Origin of the sequence: Pseudomonas sp. ADAK2, assembly GCF_012935755.1 — a bacterium.
Taxonomy (GTDB): Bacteria; Pseudomonadota; Gammaproteobacteria; order Pseudomonadales; family Pseudomonadaceae; genus Aquipseudomonas.
Window position 1 is genome coordinate 4,510,480 of record NZ_CP052862.1, and the last position, 15,300, is coordinate 4,525,779.

Here is a 15,300-nt window from a genome sequence, read left to right on the forward strand (position 1 = left end):
GAATGATTTCCTTATCCGGCGAAGGACAGCCAAGGGCTGGCCAGGATCACCGCCAATGTCGGCAGCACCTGCACGGCCAGTAGGACAGCTTGTTTACGCAGCAGGCTCAGCGCTCCGCGCTGGCGCTCGGCCCAGGGCCGCCCGGCACGGTTGGCCGGTTGCAGGCCGAGGCTTTGCAGGGCGTGGTCGAGGGCTTGAGTGCGGTCCGGCAAGGCGTCAGCATCGCGAGCCATCAGGGTAAAAAGATCCGCGTCGAAGGCGACGCGAAACGCCCAATATTTTTGCCACAAACCCGTGACGATCAGCCAGGCACTGAGTAACAGGCCGAACGTCACCGGAGTGATCAGCAGCAATTGCAACAGACCGAACAACACCCCGAGGACGGTCAGCACTGTGGACAACTGATCGAGGGAACGGCCTCGGCGCAGCAGACTGGCGACCACCTGCAGTTCCATATCAACCGGCATAGGCAGTCTCCAGCGCTTGACGATGGGCCGGGTGCAATACCACTCGCGGACGCGCGGCCTGGATCATCGCCACGGCGGCATCGACCGTGCTCGCGCGGCCGCTGTGCAGCAACCACGCCGCCACCGCCGTGGCACTGCGCGAATAACCCAACGCGCAGCAGACCAGCAACGGGCCTTGCTGGCGCAGTTGTTCAATGGCCTGGGCGGCGGCGAGACATTGCTCTGCGTTGGGTGCCGTCAGGTCGAGGACCGGGATGCTTTGATAAGCGCGACCTCGGGGATCGAGCGACAGCTCAGCGCACAGATCGACTACCGCTTTAAACGGCGTCAACTGCTCGGCACTCGGCAGCCTGCCTAGCCAAACGTTATCCACAACCTCATTGGGCTGTGGATGCTTGTAAGTCCACAGCCGTGAATTGATCCACGCCGCCGCCACGTAAGGCGCAAACAACCAGCGGGCGGCCGGGCTCAGACGGCCGTCGGCGCGTTTCTGAAACCCGGCAGCGTCGAGCACTGCGTAATTCAGCGCCACCAACAGCAACGCCACGGAGGGCCAGATCAACCACAACCATCCGCCGCCCAGGCCAAAGGCTGGAATGGCGAACACGGCGGCGCCGAGGCCATAACGCACGGCCAGGCTCCAGCGTTTCGGGTCCTTGGCCAACCGCAGGCTGTTCAACGGGCTAGACCGATCCAGCGGCCACAACCACACGCACAGCCAACCGGCGAGGGCGCCTGTGGGTAAGTCGATAAAGTGATGTTGATAAGTGGTCAGCACCGAAATCCCGATCAGTGCGAACCAGCCATGCACCACCCAGCGCCACACGCCCTGCGAGTGTCGTTGGTACATCACCCACAGAATCACCAGCAGTGCGATGTGCAGCGACGGCGCCTGATTGAACGGCTTGTCGAACCCTGCCAGCACCGCGAACAGCCAGCCGAATACTCCGTCCAGCTCCGGCCGTTCAAAGGTGAAGCGCAGCGGCCACAACAGGAAGCAACTGACCGAAATCACCTGGGCGCTGAGCAAGCGCAAGGCATGGCGTTTGAGTTCATGCCGGCTGTTGGGCAGCAGCAGCGAAAAGCCGTACAGCAGATCAATTGTCCAGTAGGGGACGATGGTCCACGCCCAAAAGGGCATGGCGCTTTCCCACTCGAAAACGAAGGTGCTGACATCGCTGCGCTGGGTCGTATACCACGTGGCAAAGCCGTAGCTGGCGAAAAACAACGGCGCCAGCAGCAGCAACCAAAGCACCGCCGGTTTCAGCAACCCCGGCTCTCTTGCGCTTGAGGCGTCCGGCATCATTGCACCCGTTGCGCGAGGGACACAGTGAAGATCCCCCATTCATCCACACGCTGGGTGATTTTGCGGAAACCTGCGGCTTCGACCAGTTGATCCATTTCCGCCTGGCTGCGCCGACGCATCACCCACGCCTGGCCCTGACGGTGACTGGTCAGGGCGCGGGCGATCAGTTCCAGTTGCGGGTGCCACGGCTGGCCGGTATAGACCAGATAACCGCCGGGTTCCACCGCTTCGGCCAAACCTGCCAGCGAATCGCCGACCATGGTGTTGTCGGCAAACAATTCATACAAGCCGGAGACCACTGCCAGCGTTGGCTTGGGCTCCAGCGCGGCCAGGTCGGCGCGGTCGAAGGCATCGCCCTTCACAAATTGCGCGATGTCGCCCAGGCCTTTATCGCGAATCAGCGCACCGCCATCCCGCACGTTGATGTCGCTGTAGTCGCGCAGCAGGATCGATTCCGGCAGCGGACTGACGCCTTGCAAGGCTTCGAGAATGTAGCGGCCATGGCCGGCGGCGATGTCGACGATGCGTACCGGGCGACCTTCGTCGCGCAGTTTGGCCATGGTCAGGCGCAGCAGTTCTTCGACGTTGAGTTTGCGTTGGCGAATGCCGCGCCAGCCGATCGAGTTCAGGTAGTTCTGGTCGATCATCCGCCCGAGTCCGCCCTTGCCGGTGGGCTGGTTGCGGTACACGTAGTCGAGGGTGCTGCCGGAGTCGAAACCGGTGTCGAAACCGAGCTTCACGCCCTCGGACACTTTGCTGCCCAAACGCATGCTGGCGCGGGTCATGCGCCAGTACAGGTCACGCAACGAGTTGCGCGGCAGCGGGGCGGCGAGGGATTCGGATTCGGCGCAGGTCAGGCCGATCTTGTCGGCATCGAGCAGCGAAGCGCGGTCCAGCGGATAGTCGAAGTTTTGCAGGATAAAACGCTTGGCGCTGGCCACCGCCACGGCGCGATCACGTTCGCCGAGGGTGTCGTGGAAGAAGCCAGGGAGGATGTGTTTTTCCTTCTTCAGGCTGCCCAGGCGTTCGAAAAACTGCTCCTGGGGTTTGCGATGCACCACGAAGTCCGAGCCGGAAATCAGCAACTGGGTCGGCACCTGGATCGCCTGGGCATCGGCCACCACGCGGTCGGCGGCTTCGTACAAGCCGAGCAACACGTTCACAGAAATCGCTTTGGTGATCAGCGGGTCGCTGTCGTAGGACGCCACGCGTTCCGGGTCGTGGCTGAGGAACTTGGCCTTGACGTAGCTGTTGACGAAAAAATTGCCGCGAAACTTGCGCATCAGCCCCAGGCCCGAGCGGGCGAACGGCACGTAGAGCTTGACCTTGAACGCGGGCGAGGCGAGCACCAACGAACGGATGCGCGGCGCGTAGTCGTGGACCCAGGTCGAGACGATCACGGCGCCGACGCTCTGGGCGATCACCGCCATGTTTTCTTCGTCGATCTGGTGGGCGGCGCTCAGGTGATCGCAGAAGGTCTGCACGTCGCGCACGCTGGTGGCGAAACTCGGGCTGTCACCGCGCGCACCGGGCGATTGACCATGGCCACGGGCATCCCAGGCAAAGAAGTCGAACCCCGGCAGATCCAGTTCATCCACCAGGTGGGCGATACGCCCGGAGTGTTCATGGCCGCGATGAAACAGCAGCACGGCTTTGCGCGGTTCGTCGGGATTGGCGGCGGTGGCCGGCCAGTGACGGTAGAACAGCTCGACGCCGTCGTGGGTGGTGAAGGTCTGCTGCTGGGGTTCACGCATTGCACTTTCCTTATGCTAGAGCGGCCTTATGCTGAAGAGGCCTTATGCCGAGGGAGCGGTTTCCTGCACTTCTTTGAGGCCCTGACGGACCCGGTTGACCAAGGTGTATGCCAGCAGGACGGCGACCACCCCAAACACAACGTTAATCCACAACGCGCTGAACCAGCCAATGGCAATGCCGGTGGCCACGACACCGAGGACAAACGCGCGATCGCTTTTGCCCATCGGCCCGTCATACCGGCGCGAAGCGCCGACCATCGGCCCGAGCACGCCACTGTACTCGCTGAACAATGCCAGCAGCGTGACCAACAACACAACCAGCAGATTCACCTCGGGAATCAGCGCAAACGGCAGGATCAGCGCGCAGTCGGCGACGATATCGCACAGTTCATTGAGGTAGGCACCCAGGCGCGACTGCTGGCCGAACTCACGGGCGAGCATACCGTCGATGGCGTTCAGCGCCATGCGCAGGATCATCCACACCGGAATCAACATAAACACCCACGGGTGCTGGGCGAAACTGGCAATCGCCACGCCCACCGCTACCGAAATGACGGCGGCCAGCACGGTGATTTGGTTGGCGGTGGTGCCGTTATCGAACAATCGTTGCACCAGCGGGCGCAACAGATTCTGGAAGGCAGGTTTGAGCTGGTAAATGGAAGGCATCGGGAGACGGTCTCAATAATTGAAAGCGCGAACGTTCAGGGTTATACGTCACAATAATCAGAATGCCAGCAAAAACCATCTTCCCGCGAATCCAGGGCCAATCGTGAACACTCGGCCTCGGGTTTTTCAGCGCTCAGGAGTTCATCGATGGACCGCTTCCAGGAAATGCAGGTCTTCGCCGCCGTCGCCCAGGACCAGGGCTTTTCGGCGGCGGCGCGGCGCTTGGGCATGTCGGCGGCCAGCGTCACCCGCGCAGTGGCGGCGCTGGAGCAACGCATCGGCACGCTGCTGCTGACGCGCACCACCCGCAGCGTGCATTTGAGCGAGGCGGGCCAGCGTTATCTGGAGGATTGTCGGAGAATTCTCGCCGAGGTGCAGGAAGCCGAGGATTCGGCGGCAGGCAGTCACGCGCAACCCCGTGGGCAACTGACCGTGACGGCGCCGGTGTTGTTCGGCGAGTTGTTTGTCACGCCGGTGATGGTCGATTACCTCAACCAGTTTCCCGATGTCACGATCAACGGGGTGTTGGTGGATCGCATCGTCAACATGGTCGAGGAGGGCATCGATGTCGCTGTGCGCATTGGTGAGTTGCCCGACAGCAACCAGCACGCGATTCGCGTGGGTGAGGTACGGCGGGTGATCTGTGCATCGCCGACGTATCTGGATGCCCATGGTCGACCTTGTCATCCCCAGGATTTAAACGGCGTGCCGGTCGTTGCCACATCGGCCATCGGGCAGCTAAGGACCTGGCCCTTTCTCGATAGCGGGCAGCCGCTCGGCGTGCGTCCGGAGTCGCGGCTGGTGGTGACGTCCAATCAGGCGGCCATCAATGCAGCAAGCCTGGGCTTGGGGTTGACCCGCGTTCTGTCCTATCAAGTGGCGCGCAAAGTCGCGGCCGGGGAACTGGAAATCGTCCTGGCGGACTTTGAACTCCCGCCGCTGCCGATCCACATCGTCTACCAGGGCGGACGCAAAGCCCCGGCGCGTATTCGCAGTTTTGTGGATTTTGCGGTGAAGGCCCTGCGTGAGCACCCGGCCTTGCAAGGCTGACGGTTTATTGCGCTGGCTGAAATAATGGATTGCATTGGCTGGTGATTCTGTTGTTTTGGCGATGGGTAGATGATGGCCCCCATCGTTGCTGTTCAAGGTCTGAACGGCGCAATCACCCAGCGGAGCCGCTCATGCACGCCATCAAACTCTACAACTTCCCCCGCTCCGGCCACGCGCACCGTGCCGAGTTGATGCTGTCGTTGCTGCAACTGCCGACCGAGCTGATCCTGGTCGATCTGGCCAAAGGAGAGCATAAACAGCCGAAGTTCCTGGCGATCAACCCGTTTGGCCAAGTACCGGTGCTGGATGATCAAGGCGTGATACTGGCCGACTCCAACGCCATCCTGGTGTACCTGGCGCAGAAGTATGGCAACGGCCGTTGGTTGCCCGCCGACCCGGTCGGCGCGGCCAAAGTGCAGCGCTGGTTGTCGGTGGCGGCCGGGCAGATTGCCTTTGGCCCGGCGAGAGCTCGGTTGATCACCGTGTTTGGTGCGCCTTACAACGCTGAAGAAGCGATCGCCCGCGCCCATGACCTGCTCAAGGTCATCGATCAGGAATTGGCCAACGCCGAGTATCTGGTGGGCAACGAGCCGACCATCGCCGACGTCGCGGCTTACAGCTACATCGCCCATGCCCCGGAAGGCAATGTGTCCCTGGCGGACTACGCCAACGTGCGTGCCTGGCTGGCACGGATCGAAGCCTTGCCCGGGTTTGTCGGCATGCCGCGCACCGTCGCTGGCCTGCAACAAACCGCCTGACCTTCTTGAGCTGTTCACACTGCGCCTTGGGCGCAAGGGAGAGGCTGTGATGGAACATTCACCGTGGCACGCCGGCGAGAAACAGTTGCAGGAGCAAGTGGGTGTTGCCGAGCGCATGGAAACCCTGGGTCGCAGGGTGATTCGCAGCGAGATGCCGGACCAGCATCGCCAGTTCTATCAGCAACTGCCGTTCATGCTGTACGGCGCGGTGGATGCGGACGGTCACCCGTGGGCAAGCATCCTCGAAGGGCCGCCGGGTTTCGCGCATTCTCCTGCGCCTGCCGGGTTGCAGTTCGAGCGCTTGCCGGCGGCCGATGATCCGGCACAGTTGCAGGCCGGGGCCGCGATTGGCCTGCTGGGCATCGAATTGCACACACGGCGGCGTAATCGTCTCAACGGTCGAGTCGGCGCCATGACCACGGGCGGCTTCGGCGTTTTGGTGGAACAGTCCTTCGGCAACTGCCCGCAATACATTCAACTGCGGCAGTTTCGCTCGGTGCCGCTGGCCGATCCGTCGACCCGCGTCGCCCAGCACCTCAACGCGCTGGATGATGCGGCCAGCGCCATGATCAGCCAGGCCGATACGTTGTTTGTCGCCAGTTACGTGGACGTCGATGGCCAACGCTCGGTGGACGTTTCCCATCGCGGTGGCCAGCCCGGTTTCGTCCGCATCGAAGGCAATCGCCTGACCATTCCGGATTTTGCCGGCAACCTGTTTTTCAATACCTTGGGCAATCTGCTGGTCAATCCGCAGGCCGGTTTGCTGTTCATCGACTTCAATTCCGGCGACCTGCTGCAGCTCAGCGGGCGTACCGAAGTGATCCTCGACGGCCCGCAGATCGAGGCCTTCCAGGGCGCCGAGCGGTTGTGGACGCTGGACGTTGAACGCGTCGTGCGCCGGCCTGCGGCGTTGGCCCTGCGCTGGCGTTTCGACGGTATGTCGCCCAACAGTTTGATGACCGGCACCTGGGAACAGGCCGCCGCTCGTCTGCAAGCACAAGCCCTGGGTGATGCCTGGCGGCCACTGCGGGTGACGCGCATCGAAGCGGAAAGCCAGAACATCCGTTCGATCTATCTGGAGCCCGCCGATGGCGCCGGATTGCCGGTGTTCCAGGCTGGGCAGCATTTGCCGCTGCGCTTCAAGATTGGCAATGAGGTGCATATCCGCACCTACAGCCTGTCGAGTGCGCCGTCCGATGACTTTTTCCGCATCAGCGTGAAGCGCGACGGCTTGGTCTCTTCGCACCTGCATGAACAGATCCGCGTCGGCGATGTGCTGGAAGCCCGCGCACCCCAGGGGCACTTCACCGTGGCGCCCCACGAGCGGCGGCCATTAGTGTTGTTGGCCGCCGGCGTTGGCATCACGCCGTTGCTGTCGATGGTGCGCGAGGTGGTTTATCAGGGCTGGCGCACGCGGCACATTCGGCCGACCTGGTTCTTCCAGAGTTCGCGGACCCTGGCCGATCAACCGTTTCGTTCAGAGCTGGACCGTTTGCTGGAAGGCGCTGGCGATACCGTGCGCGTGCTGCGCTTGCTCAGTCAGCCGGAACCCGAGGCACGGGAGGGCGAGGACTTCGACCTGACCGGACGCATCGACACCGCGTTGCTGCACGGCATGCTTGAGGTCGAAGACTTCGATGAAGTGGATTTTGTCCTGTGCGGGCCGGGGGCATTCACCCAAGGGCTGTACGACGGCTTGCGGGAGCTGGATGTCCGCGATTCGAGGATTCACGCCGAGACATTTGGCCCCTCGACATTGCGTCGGCGGCCGGACCCGGACGCCATCGTCATCGAACAACCGCCTGCTGCCACCACATCGGTGCCGGTGGTGTTCCAGCGCTCGGCCAAGGAGGCTCGCTGGCAACCGGACGGCGGCAGTTTGCTGGAGCTGGCGGAGAGCCGGGGTTTGCGTCCGGAATTCAGTTGCCGCGGCGGCTCGTGCGGGACCTGCAAGACCCGGTTGATCAGCGGCCAGGTGAATTATCCACAGCCCCCGGCGGAGGTGCCGGATGCCGGGCAGGTGCTGATTTGTTGTGCGATTCCGGCCCAGAGTTCGCAGCCACTGGTGCTGGACTTATAACCCGTTGATCCCTTGTAGGAGCTGAGCTTGCTCGCGAAAGCGGTGTATCAGTCGACAACCATGGTGCATCTGGAGCCGCCATCGCGAGCAAGCTCGGCTCCTACAGGTTGTGGCGGGTTCAGGCATAGGACAGCGATTTCTCTTCCAGCAATTCCTGATACAGCGCCGTCCACTTGCGCCCCATCTCATCGGCGGTAAACAACTGCCGATACCGCGCCTCCGCCTTCACCCCCATCTCCGCCGCGCGAACGGGGTTTTCCCACAAGGTTCGCATCGCCTCGCGGAACGCCAGTGGATTGCTCGGTGGCACCACCAGCCCGGTTTCGTTGTGGATGTTGATGTAGCTGGTGCCGGTGCCAATCTCGCTGGAGATCATCGGCTTGCCATACATCGCGCCTTCCAGCAGCGAAATACCGAACGCTTCGGAACGCAGGTGTGACGGGAACACGATGGCGTAGCTCAGTTGCAGCAGCGTCACTTTGTCTTCATCGCCCAACCGGCCGAGGAAGTGAATGTTGCGCAGACCCAATGCCGCAGCTTGCGCGTGCAGTTCTGCTTCCAGCGGTCCTGCGCCGACGATCACCACCGGGTAGTCCACGTCTTTCAAGGCGTCGAGCAGAATGTGCAGGCCTTTGTAGTAACGCATCACGCCGACGAACAGGAAAAACTTATCCCCAAGCTTCTGCCGCCAATGGTCCATGCGCGCGCTATCGGGCTGTGGATAACCGGCCTTGTTCAAGCCGTAGGGAATGACTCGGGTCTTGTCCTGGAACTGCTGCAACACATCGCTGGTGTGCAGGTAGTTGGGCGAGGCCGCGACAATGCGGTCGGCGCTGGCGAGAAAGCGGTTCATCAGTGGCCGATAGAGTTTGAGCAGGTGTTTCTGGCGAATGATGTCCGAGTGGTAGGTGACCACGCAGGGCTTGTTCATGCCGCTGGCGAAATGCACCAGGTCCATGAACGGCCAGGGGAAGTGGTAATTGACCACGTCCGCTTCGGCCGCCAGTTCGCGAAATTGTTTGAACACGCTCCAGGAAAACCCGGTGGAGGCGAACTGAATATCGAGTCTGGCTCGATGCACTTCGTGCTGTCCGAGTTGCACCACTGGCGGTGTCGGGTCGGTGCTCAGCGTCAGCACCTGACCCTCGATGCCGTGTTGGGCGCCGCTTTCGCAGAGCTGGAAGATGACTTGTTCGATACCCCCCACGGAGTCGGGCAAGTACGTCTTGAAAAAATGAAGTACGCGCATTCAACCTCCCAAAGCCTGGCGGTAGGCGCGAGCTGTGATCTTCGCGCAACGCTCCCAGGAAAAAAGCTTCGCTTGTTGCAGTCCCGCTTCTCGGCATACCTGCCAATGCGTTTTATCGTCGATCAGTCGGCTCATGGCATCGCGCAAGCCTTGTGGATCGTCGGGTTCAATATAGTTGCCCGCCGCGCCGGCGACCTCCGGCATCGCCGAATGTCGCACCAGGATCACCGGGGTGCCGCTAGCCATGGCTTCCAGCACGGGGAGGCCGAAGCCTTCGTAAATCGACGGAAAAATCAGCGCCCGCGCCCCGGCCAGTAGTTGTGCCACATGCTCGTCCGGCAGATAACCGAGCAAACACACGTGACCGGCGGCCAGCGCCTGACGCAACTCTTCGCTGAATTGCTCACGCTGCCACCCGGCCATGCCGACGATCAACAGCGGAAATTGCTGGCGCTGCGCCTCCGGCAGCAAGGCGTGGGCGCGCAGGGCCAGGGTCAGGTTTTTACGCGGCTCCAGAGTGCCGACGCACAGGAAATATTCCCGCGCCTCGACGCCATGGGCCTTGAGCACCGCGTCGATGTCGGTGACGTCGCGCGGATGGAAACGTGCCGCCACACCCAACGGTGCAACGATGAAACGCTCGGCCGGCAGGGCGAAAAAGTCCTGGGCCTCGTCGGCAATGAACTGCGAGTCGGTCAGAATCAACTGCGCCTGCTGCACGCCTTCAGCCAGTCGCCGTTCGATTTCGCGCAGGCGTGCCGGTGGTTGCGTCTCGGGGTAATGCAGGTGTGTCAGGTCATGCAAGGTGATGACCGTCGGGCCGTCGAACGACAGCGGCCACAGACTGGGTTCGTGATAGAGGTCGATCGACGGCGGGCGACCTTGATCGAAGCGTTTCTGCGCCAGCCAGCGTCGCGCCTGGTAGGCCCCGGGAATTTGCCGCAGCAATGGAGTCAGTCGCGAATAGCCGGGCATGGCCGCGTCGGGGAGCGTAGAGCTCCAGCCCCAGCCGTGGAACAACGCCAGCTCGACGTCCGGCTCGCAGGCGAGGGCGCCTACCAGCTCGGCGACGTAGTGGCCGATGCCGGTGCGCGGGGCCTGGAGGATCCGGGCGTTAAGGGCAATTTGCATGTTGCCTCTCTGACTCGGCCGGGAGTGCTTCCAGGTTACGCAGGGTCCGTTCAGCCAGTTGCGCACTGGCTTCGCGCCAGCTGATCCAGTACCAGTCTGCGACGTGGCGGGCGGCCGGGAATTGGCCGCTGCTTTCGAAACGGGTGACCAGGTCCGCCAGGCTTTGCGGCGTGGCCAGGTCGAAGTAAGCCATGAACTCGCCGCCGATTTCGCGGAACACCGGGATATCGCTGCCCATCGCCGGCAAACCGCGCTGCATGGCCTCCACCAGGGGCAAGCCGAAGCCTTCGACCCAAGACGGAAACACCAGCGAACGGGCGTGGGCGTAAGCGTATTCGAGGCTGGTATCGCTCAGGTCGTTGAACATGAATAACCGTTTATTCAACTGCGGATGATTGCGCACCCGGGCGAGCAGGGCGTCGCACTTCCAGCCGATGCGCCCGGCAATGCACAACCGGGCTTTGGAACCCGCCGCCCAGGCGAGTTCAAAGGCGTCCAGCAGGTAGTCGTGGTTCTTGCGTGGTTCGATGGTGCTGACCATCAGGAACACTGGCTCCGGGGAGTCGAACATTCGCCGCAGGCGCGGCTCGACGGCAGCATTGGCTTCGCGCAGGTCGAGTTCGGAGCCGAGGTGGAAATAGTCGAACCACAAGGCGTCGGCTTTCGCCGGGCCGATCCGCCGTTGTAACTCTTCACGCACCTGGTCGCGCACCGTGGCGGAAATCGCCACATAGCCATCGGCGGTCTTAATGATCCAGTCGAACCACTCGTTGAAAACCTGCACCAGCCGTGTGTCGTAGAACTGCGGGTGAGTCAGGGGAATCAAGTCGTAGATCACCGACACAATGCCTACGCCTTCGCGCTTGAGCTGTTCGGCAAACGGGAAGAAGTCGGTATGCCAGGAGGAATCCAGCAACACCAGTTGATCCCCGGGTTGATGTTGCAGCGGCGCACAACGCTTGGGCAGTTGGTACTGGTTGAGGCCGTCGATCAGGCGCAACGGCAGGCTGAAACAAGTGATCGCGGTGACGCGGTAGGCCACGTGCAGCAAACGCTTGATCACCCGCGAATGGCTGCGGTTGTGCAGGCGTTGGTGCAACTGCCAGAAACGATGGGCCAGCCGACCCAGACGCCCGCCAAAGATCATCAAATGATCGAAAAACGGTATGTTCAAGGCCCCGAGCTTGAGCACTCGATAGAGCTTGCCCTTGAGCATCACCACCGGAATACACTCCACCCCGTCCACGCTGGGCGGCAGTTGATTGACGACATTGCGCACCACCCGCTGAATGCCCGAGTTGACCTTGGGGTGCTGGAACACGTGGGTGCACTCCACCAGTAGACGGGTCATGGCGAACGTTCCGTGACAGTCGAGTCGGTGCGGGCAACGGTGGTTTTCGCCGCCAGCCACGAGCAGCCGACGAAGTCTTCATGCCGGTTGTTGATCACGTGGAACACCAGCCCGTAATCGCGCCATTCGTAGTTGCGATCCAGGTGCGAGTCCAGCCGCGACAGGCTCAGGGACACCGAGTAGTTGCCCTTGCCCAGGCCCATGACGAAGGCAAAGCGATAGGTGAACCGTTCGCCGGCGTGCAGATCGGTCAGCGCCTTGTCCTGGCGATGGGTGTTGATGCCATACATCATCTGGCCCAGGCGGTCCTTGAGGATGAAGCCCAGGACCAGGCGCTCGATGTTCTGGCGCACTTCGACCTGCACTTCCAGCACCACGGCTTGCCCGACCTCGGCGGCGTCGATGGAGCGGTCGTTTTCGTCCAGCAGGCGCACGCTGAGAATGCCAGCTTCACCGGTACCGGAGACGGTTTGCACTTCGCCGCCGGCGAGCATTTCCTGGCGCACGACCTGACCTTCGCGCTCGGCCATCAAGGCGTTGTAATAGTCCAGGACCGCTTCGGGTTTGCCGTGCATGGCCATGCGACCGTCCTTGAGCAGGATCGCCGAATCGCAGATCGACTGGATCGCCGAGCGGTCGTGGGACACGATCAGCAGGGTGGTGCCGGCCTTGCGGAAGCTGCGGATGCGTTCGAAGCTCTTGTGCTGGAAGTAGGCATCGCCCACGGACAGCGCTTCGTCGACGATCAGGATGTCCGGGCGCCGCGCGGTGGCGACGCTGAAGGCCAGGCGCATCTGCATGCCGCTGGAATAGGTGCGGACCGGGTGGTCGATGGCGTCGCCGATTTCCGCGAAGTGCTCGATCTCGGGCATCAGCGCTTCAATCTCGGCGACCTGCATGCCCAGCAGTTGCCCGGCCATGAACGCATTCTGGCGACCGGTAAAGTCCGGGTGAAAGCCCATGCCCAGTTCCAGCAGCGCCGCGACGCGGCCCACGGTTTCGATCTTGCCGCACGTGGGCTGGGTGGTGCCGGTGATCATCTTCAACAGGGTGCTTTTGCCCGCACCGTTAACCCCGACGATGCCCACCGCTTCACCGGAGGCAATCTCGAACTCGACGTCTTGCAGCACCCAGTGCTGGTGGTGGCGCAGAGGAGAAAACGGGATCAGCCACTCGGCCAGTCGGCTCCAGCGGTTCGGGTATTGCTTGTAGGCCTTGCCCAGGCCAGTGACGCGAATATGCCCCATCAGAGTTCATCCACCATTTCGCCGACCCGCTGGCGAAACAGCCGCAATCCGATCAGACAGAACACCACACCGGTGATGAAAATCGGCAGCAGCGAACTCCAGACCGGCCATTGCCCGTAGAGGAACAGGTTTTGATAACTGGCGATCAGGTTGGTCAGCGGATTGAGTTGCAGCAGGCGCTGGACCCAGTCCGGCAGGATGCTGATCGGGTACACAATGGGCGTCAGCCAGAACCAGAATTGCAGGCAGATGCCGAAGAGTTGCCCGACATCGCGGAAGAACACATTCAGCACGCCAAGCACCATCCCCAGCCCGGCGCAGAACATCATTTGCAACGCCATCAACGGTATCAGTGCCAGCATCGCCGTGCCCGGCCAGCGTCCGGTGATCAGCAGAAAGCCGAGGAACAGGCTCATGATGATCGCGAAGTTGATGCTGGCGTTGATCAATACAATCGCCGGCAGGCAGATCCGCGGGAAACTGATTTTCTTCAGCAGGTTGGCGTTTTCCAGAAACATGTTCTGGCTGCGCAGGGTGATTTCGGTGAACAGTCCCCAGGCGAGCAGGCCGGCACACAGGTAAACGCTGTAGGCCATGCCGTCATCCACCCCAGGCAGGCGCGCGCGCATGATCTGGGAAAACACCACGGTGTAGACGATGATCATCGACAGCGGATTGAGCACGGGCCACAGGGCCCCGAACAGCGAATTGCGATAACGCGCTTGAAACTCTCGCTGGACGCTACCGAGGATGAACCCCCGATAACCCCACAGCGAGCGGTACAGGGAAAGCAGCATTTAAACCGTCCTGCCGTATTGATCTTCGAAGCGGACGATGTCGTCCTCTCCCAGGTATTCGCCGCTTTGCACTTCAATGATCACCAGGTCGATCACCCCCGGGTTCTCCAGCCGATGCTTGTGCCCGGCGGCAATGAAGGTCGATTCGTTCTTGGCCACCAGGTGGGTGCCGGTGCCGTTGTTGGTGACCTTGGCCATGCCTTCGACCACGACCCAGTGTTCATTGCGGTGGTGGTGCATTTGCAGCGACAACTTGCCGCCCGGCTTGACCACGATGCGCTTGATCTTGAAACGCTTGCCTTCCTCGAGCACGGTATAGGTGCCCCAAGGCCGGCTGACGGTGCGGTGCAGGCGATAGGCTTCGTGTTGCTTGTCCTTGAGTTGCTTGGCCACCCGGCGCACATCCTGGGCCCGGTCGGCATGGGCCACCAGCACCGCGTCGGCGGTATCGACGATGATCAGGTTATCCACACCCACGGCGGCGACCAGCCGGCCTTCGCTCTGGACGAAGTTGTTGTGGCTGTCGACAAACACGGCGTCGCCGCTGGCGCGGTTGTTTTGCGCATCCGGTGGTATCAACGCGGCCAGCGCACTCCAGGAACCGATATCGCTCCAGTCGAAACCGGCGGGCACTACCACCACCTTGTCCGAGCGCTCCATCAAGGCGTAGTCGATAGAGATGTCGGTGATTTCGGCAAACAGCGCCGGCGATAGCTCCTGTTGCAGGCAGCCACCGGTTTCCACCGGTGCACTGACGTCCATGCAGGCACGGGTCTGTTCGAGTAACTCGGGGGCGTGAACCTGCAACTCGGCCAGCAACGTGGCCACCGAGAAGCAGAACATCCCCGAGTTCCACAGGAAGTTGCCGCTTTCCAGGTAATGGGTCGCGGTTTGCAGGTCGGGTTTTTCGACGAAACGCTGGACCTTGGCCGCGCCTTTGTCGTCCAGTGGGGCGCCGGTCTCGATGTAACCGAAGCCGGTCTCCGGCGCCGTCGGCACCACGCCAAACGTTACCAGATGCCCGGATTTGGCCAGCGTCACCGCATGCTCGACCGCGCTCTGCAACGCCTCGACATTGACGATCAGGTGATCGGCCGGCATCACCACCATGATCGCCTCGTCACCGTGCAGCGCTTGCAGCGACAACGCCGCCGCGGCGATGGCCGGGGCCGTGTTGCGGCCCGTCGGCTCCAGCAGGAAGTGGCCGCGATGGCGGGCCAGTTGCGCGTCCTGATAGTGATCCTTGCTCTGGAAGTAATACTCGCGGTTGGTCACCGTGACGATGTCGCCCCAGCCATCGAGCAGGCCTGCCGCGCGCCGATACGTCTTGCCCAGCAGCGACTGGCCGTCGGGCAGGGTCATGAACGGCTTCGGATGGCCTTCACGCGATACCGGCCACAAACGGGTCCCGGCACCGCCGGAGAGGATCACAGGAATCAGCATG

The 15,300-nt window shown here is 62.1% G+C and carries 13 protein-coding genes; 3 read left to right on the forward strand and 10 right to left on the reverse strand.

What is annotated here, in order from left to right; all coding sequences use genetic code 11:
- Nucleotides 1–11: 11 nt before the first annotated feature.
- Genes HKK52_RS20645 through HKK52_RS20660 form a run of 4 tightly spaced genes read right to left on the reverse strand, consistent with a single transcriptional unit; the run spans nucleotide 12 to nucleotide 4,193 of the window.
- On the reverse strand, nucleotides 12–467 hold the full coding sequence (locus tag HKK52_RS20645; RefSeq protein WP_169372354.1) for a hypothetical protein: 456 nt from the start codon (nucleotides 465–467) through the stop codon (nucleotides 12–14).
- Nucleotides 457–1,770, reverse strand: a complete 1,314-nt coding sequence (locus tag HKK52_RS20650; protein WP_169372355.1) for a phosphatase PAP2/dual specificity phosphatase family protein — start codon at nucleotides 1,768–1,770, stop codon at nucleotides 457–459. Before HKK52_RS20650 ends, HKK52_RS20645 begins: the two co-directional genes overlap by 11 nt.
- Entirely contained in the window at nucleotides 1,770–3,527 is a 1,758-nt protein-coding gene (locus tag HKK52_RS20655; protein ID WP_169372356.1) for a bifunctional alpha/beta hydrolase/class I SAM-dependent methyltransferase, read from the reverse strand. The genes HKK52_RS20650 and HKK52_RS20655 overlap by 1 nt, the downstream gene beginning before the upstream one ends.
- Before the next feature lie 42 nt (nucleotides 3,528–3,569).
- A complete protein-coding gene (locus HKK52_RS20660; RefSeq protein WP_169372357.1) occupies nucleotides 3,570–4,193 on the reverse strand; it encodes a CDP-alcohol phosphatidyltransferase family protein in 624 nt (207 codons plus the stop codon).
- Between the two features lie 147 nt (nucleotides 4,194–4,340).
- Here HKK52_RS20660 and HKK52_RS20665 point away from each other — a divergent pair, with 147 nt between their 5' ends.
- The 3 genes from HKK52_RS20665 to HKK52_RS20675 all read left to right on the forward strand — a co-directional run bounded on the left by HKK52_RS20665 (nucleotide 4,341) and on the right by HKK52_RS20675 (nucleotide 8,081).
- Nucleotides 4,341–5,243 (forward strand): LysR family transcriptional regulator, encoded by a 903-nt coding sequence (locus tag HKK52_RS20665; protein WP_169372358.1) that lies wholly within the window; start codon nucleotides 4,341–4,343, stop codon nucleotides 5,241–5,243.
- A gap of 131 nt (nucleotides 5,244–5,374) precedes the next feature.
- A complete protein-coding gene (locus tag HKK52_RS20670) occupies nucleotides 5,375–6,001 on the forward strand; it encodes a glutathione S-transferase family protein (protein WP_169372359.1) in 627 nt (208 codons plus the stop codon).
- Nucleotides 6,002–6,050: 49 nt separating this feature from the next.
- Complete coding sequence (locus HKK52_RS20675; protein ID WP_169372360.1) at nucleotides 6,051–8,081, forward strand: 2Fe-2S iron-sulfur cluster-binding protein; 2,031 nt, start codon at nucleotides 6,051–6,053, stop codon at nucleotides 8,079–8,081.
- Nucleotides 8,082–8,199: 118 nt separating this feature from the next.
- Here the strand turns inward: HKK52_RS20675 and HKK52_RS20680 are convergent, their stop codons facing one another.
- From HKK52_RS20680 to HKK52_RS20705, 6 genes are read right to left on the reverse strand one after another with little or no spacing between them, the layout of a single operon-like run.
- A complete protein-coding gene (locus HKK52_RS20680) occupies nucleotides 8,200–9,330 on the reverse strand; it encodes a glycosyltransferase family 4 protein (protein WP_169372361.1) in 1,131 nt (376 codons plus the stop codon).
- Entirely contained in the window at nucleotides 9,331–10,461 is a 1,131-nt protein-coding gene (locus tag HKK52_RS20685) for a glycosyltransferase family 4 protein (RefSeq protein ID WP_169372362.1), read from the reverse strand.
- A complete protein-coding gene (locus tag HKK52_RS20690; RefSeq protein ID WP_169372363.1) occupies nucleotides 10,445–11,812 on the reverse strand; it encodes a glycosyltransferase family 4 protein in 1,368 nt (455 codons plus the stop codon). Before HKK52_RS20690 ends, HKK52_RS20685 begins: the two co-directional genes overlap by 17 nt.
- A complete protein-coding gene (locus HKK52_RS20695) occupies nucleotides 11,809–13,059 on the reverse strand; it encodes an ABC transporter ATP-binding protein (protein ID WP_169372364.1) in 1,251 nt (416 codons plus the stop codon). Before HKK52_RS20695 ends, HKK52_RS20690 begins: the two co-directional genes overlap by 4 nt.
- Nucleotides 13,059–13,856, reverse strand: a complete 798-nt coding sequence (locus HKK52_RS20700; RefSeq protein ID WP_169372365.1) for an ABC transporter permease — start codon at nucleotides 13,854–13,856, stop codon at nucleotides 13,059–13,061. Before HKK52_RS20700 ends, HKK52_RS20695 begins: the two co-directional genes overlap by 1 nt.
- Nucleotides 13,857–15,299, reverse strand: coding sequence for a mannose-1-phosphate guanylyltransferase/mannose-6-phosphate isomerase (locus HKK52_RS20705; RefSeq protein ID WP_169372366.1), 1,443 nt, complete (start codon nucleotides 15,297–15,299; stop codon nucleotides 13,857–13,859).
- Nucleotide 15,300 lies beyond the last annotated feature (1 nt).

Excerpts from the sequence above, each read along its gene's own strand:
- HKK52_RS20645 (WP_169372354.1), bottom strand. The coding sequence starts at position 467 with ATGCCGGTTGATATGGAACTGCAGGTGGTCGCCAGTCTGCTGCGCCGA.
- HKK52_RS20650 (WP_169372355.1), bottom strand. The coding sequence starts at position 1,770 with ATGCCGGACGCCTCAAGCGCAAGAGAGCCGGGGTTGCTGAAACCGGCG.
- HKK52_RS20655 (WP_169372356.1), bottom strand. The coding sequence starts at position 3,527 with ATGCGTGAACCCCAGCAGCAGACCTTCACCACCCACGACGGCGTCGAG.
- HKK52_RS20660 (WP_169372357.1), bottom strand. The coding sequence starts at position 4,193 with ATGCCTTCCATTTACCAGCTCAAACCTGCCTTCCAGAATCTGTTGCGC.
- HKK52_RS20665 (WP_169372358.1), top strand. The coding sequence starts at position 4,341 with ATGGACCGCTTCCAGGAAATGCAGGTCTTCGCCGCCGTCGCCCAGGAC.
- HKK52_RS20670 (WP_169372359.1), top strand. The coding sequence starts at position 5,375 with ATGCACGCCATCAAACTCTACAACTTCCCCCGCTCCGGCCACGCGCAC.
- HKK52_RS20675 (WP_169372360.1), top strand. The coding sequence starts at position 6,051 with ATGGAACATTCACCGTGGCACGCCGGCGAGAAACAGTTGCAGGAGCAA.
- HKK52_RS20680 (WP_169372361.1), bottom strand. The coding sequence starts at position 9,330 with ATGCGCGTACTTCATTTTTTCAAGACGTACTTGCCCGACTCCGTGGGG.
- HKK52_RS20685 (WP_169372362.1), bottom strand. The coding sequence starts at position 10,461 with ATGCAAATTGCCCTTAACGCCCGGATCCTCCAGGCCCCGCGCACCGGC.
- HKK52_RS20690 (WP_169372363.1), bottom strand. The coding sequence starts at position 11,812 with ATGACCCGTCTACTGGTGGAGTGCACCCACGTGTTCCAGCACCCCAAG.
- HKK52_RS20695 (WP_169372364.1), bottom strand. The coding sequence starts at position 13,059 with ATGGGGCATATTCGCGTCACTGGCCTGGGCAAGGCCTACAAGCAATAC.
- HKK52_RS20700 (WP_169372365.1), bottom strand. The coding sequence starts at position 13,856 with ATGCTGCTTTCCCTGTACCGCTCGCTGTGGGGTTATCGGGGGTTCATC.
- HKK52_RS20705 (WP_169372366.1), bottom strand. The coding sequence starts at position 15,299 with ATGCTGATTCCTGTGATCCTCTCCGGCGGTGCCGGGACCCGTTTGTGG.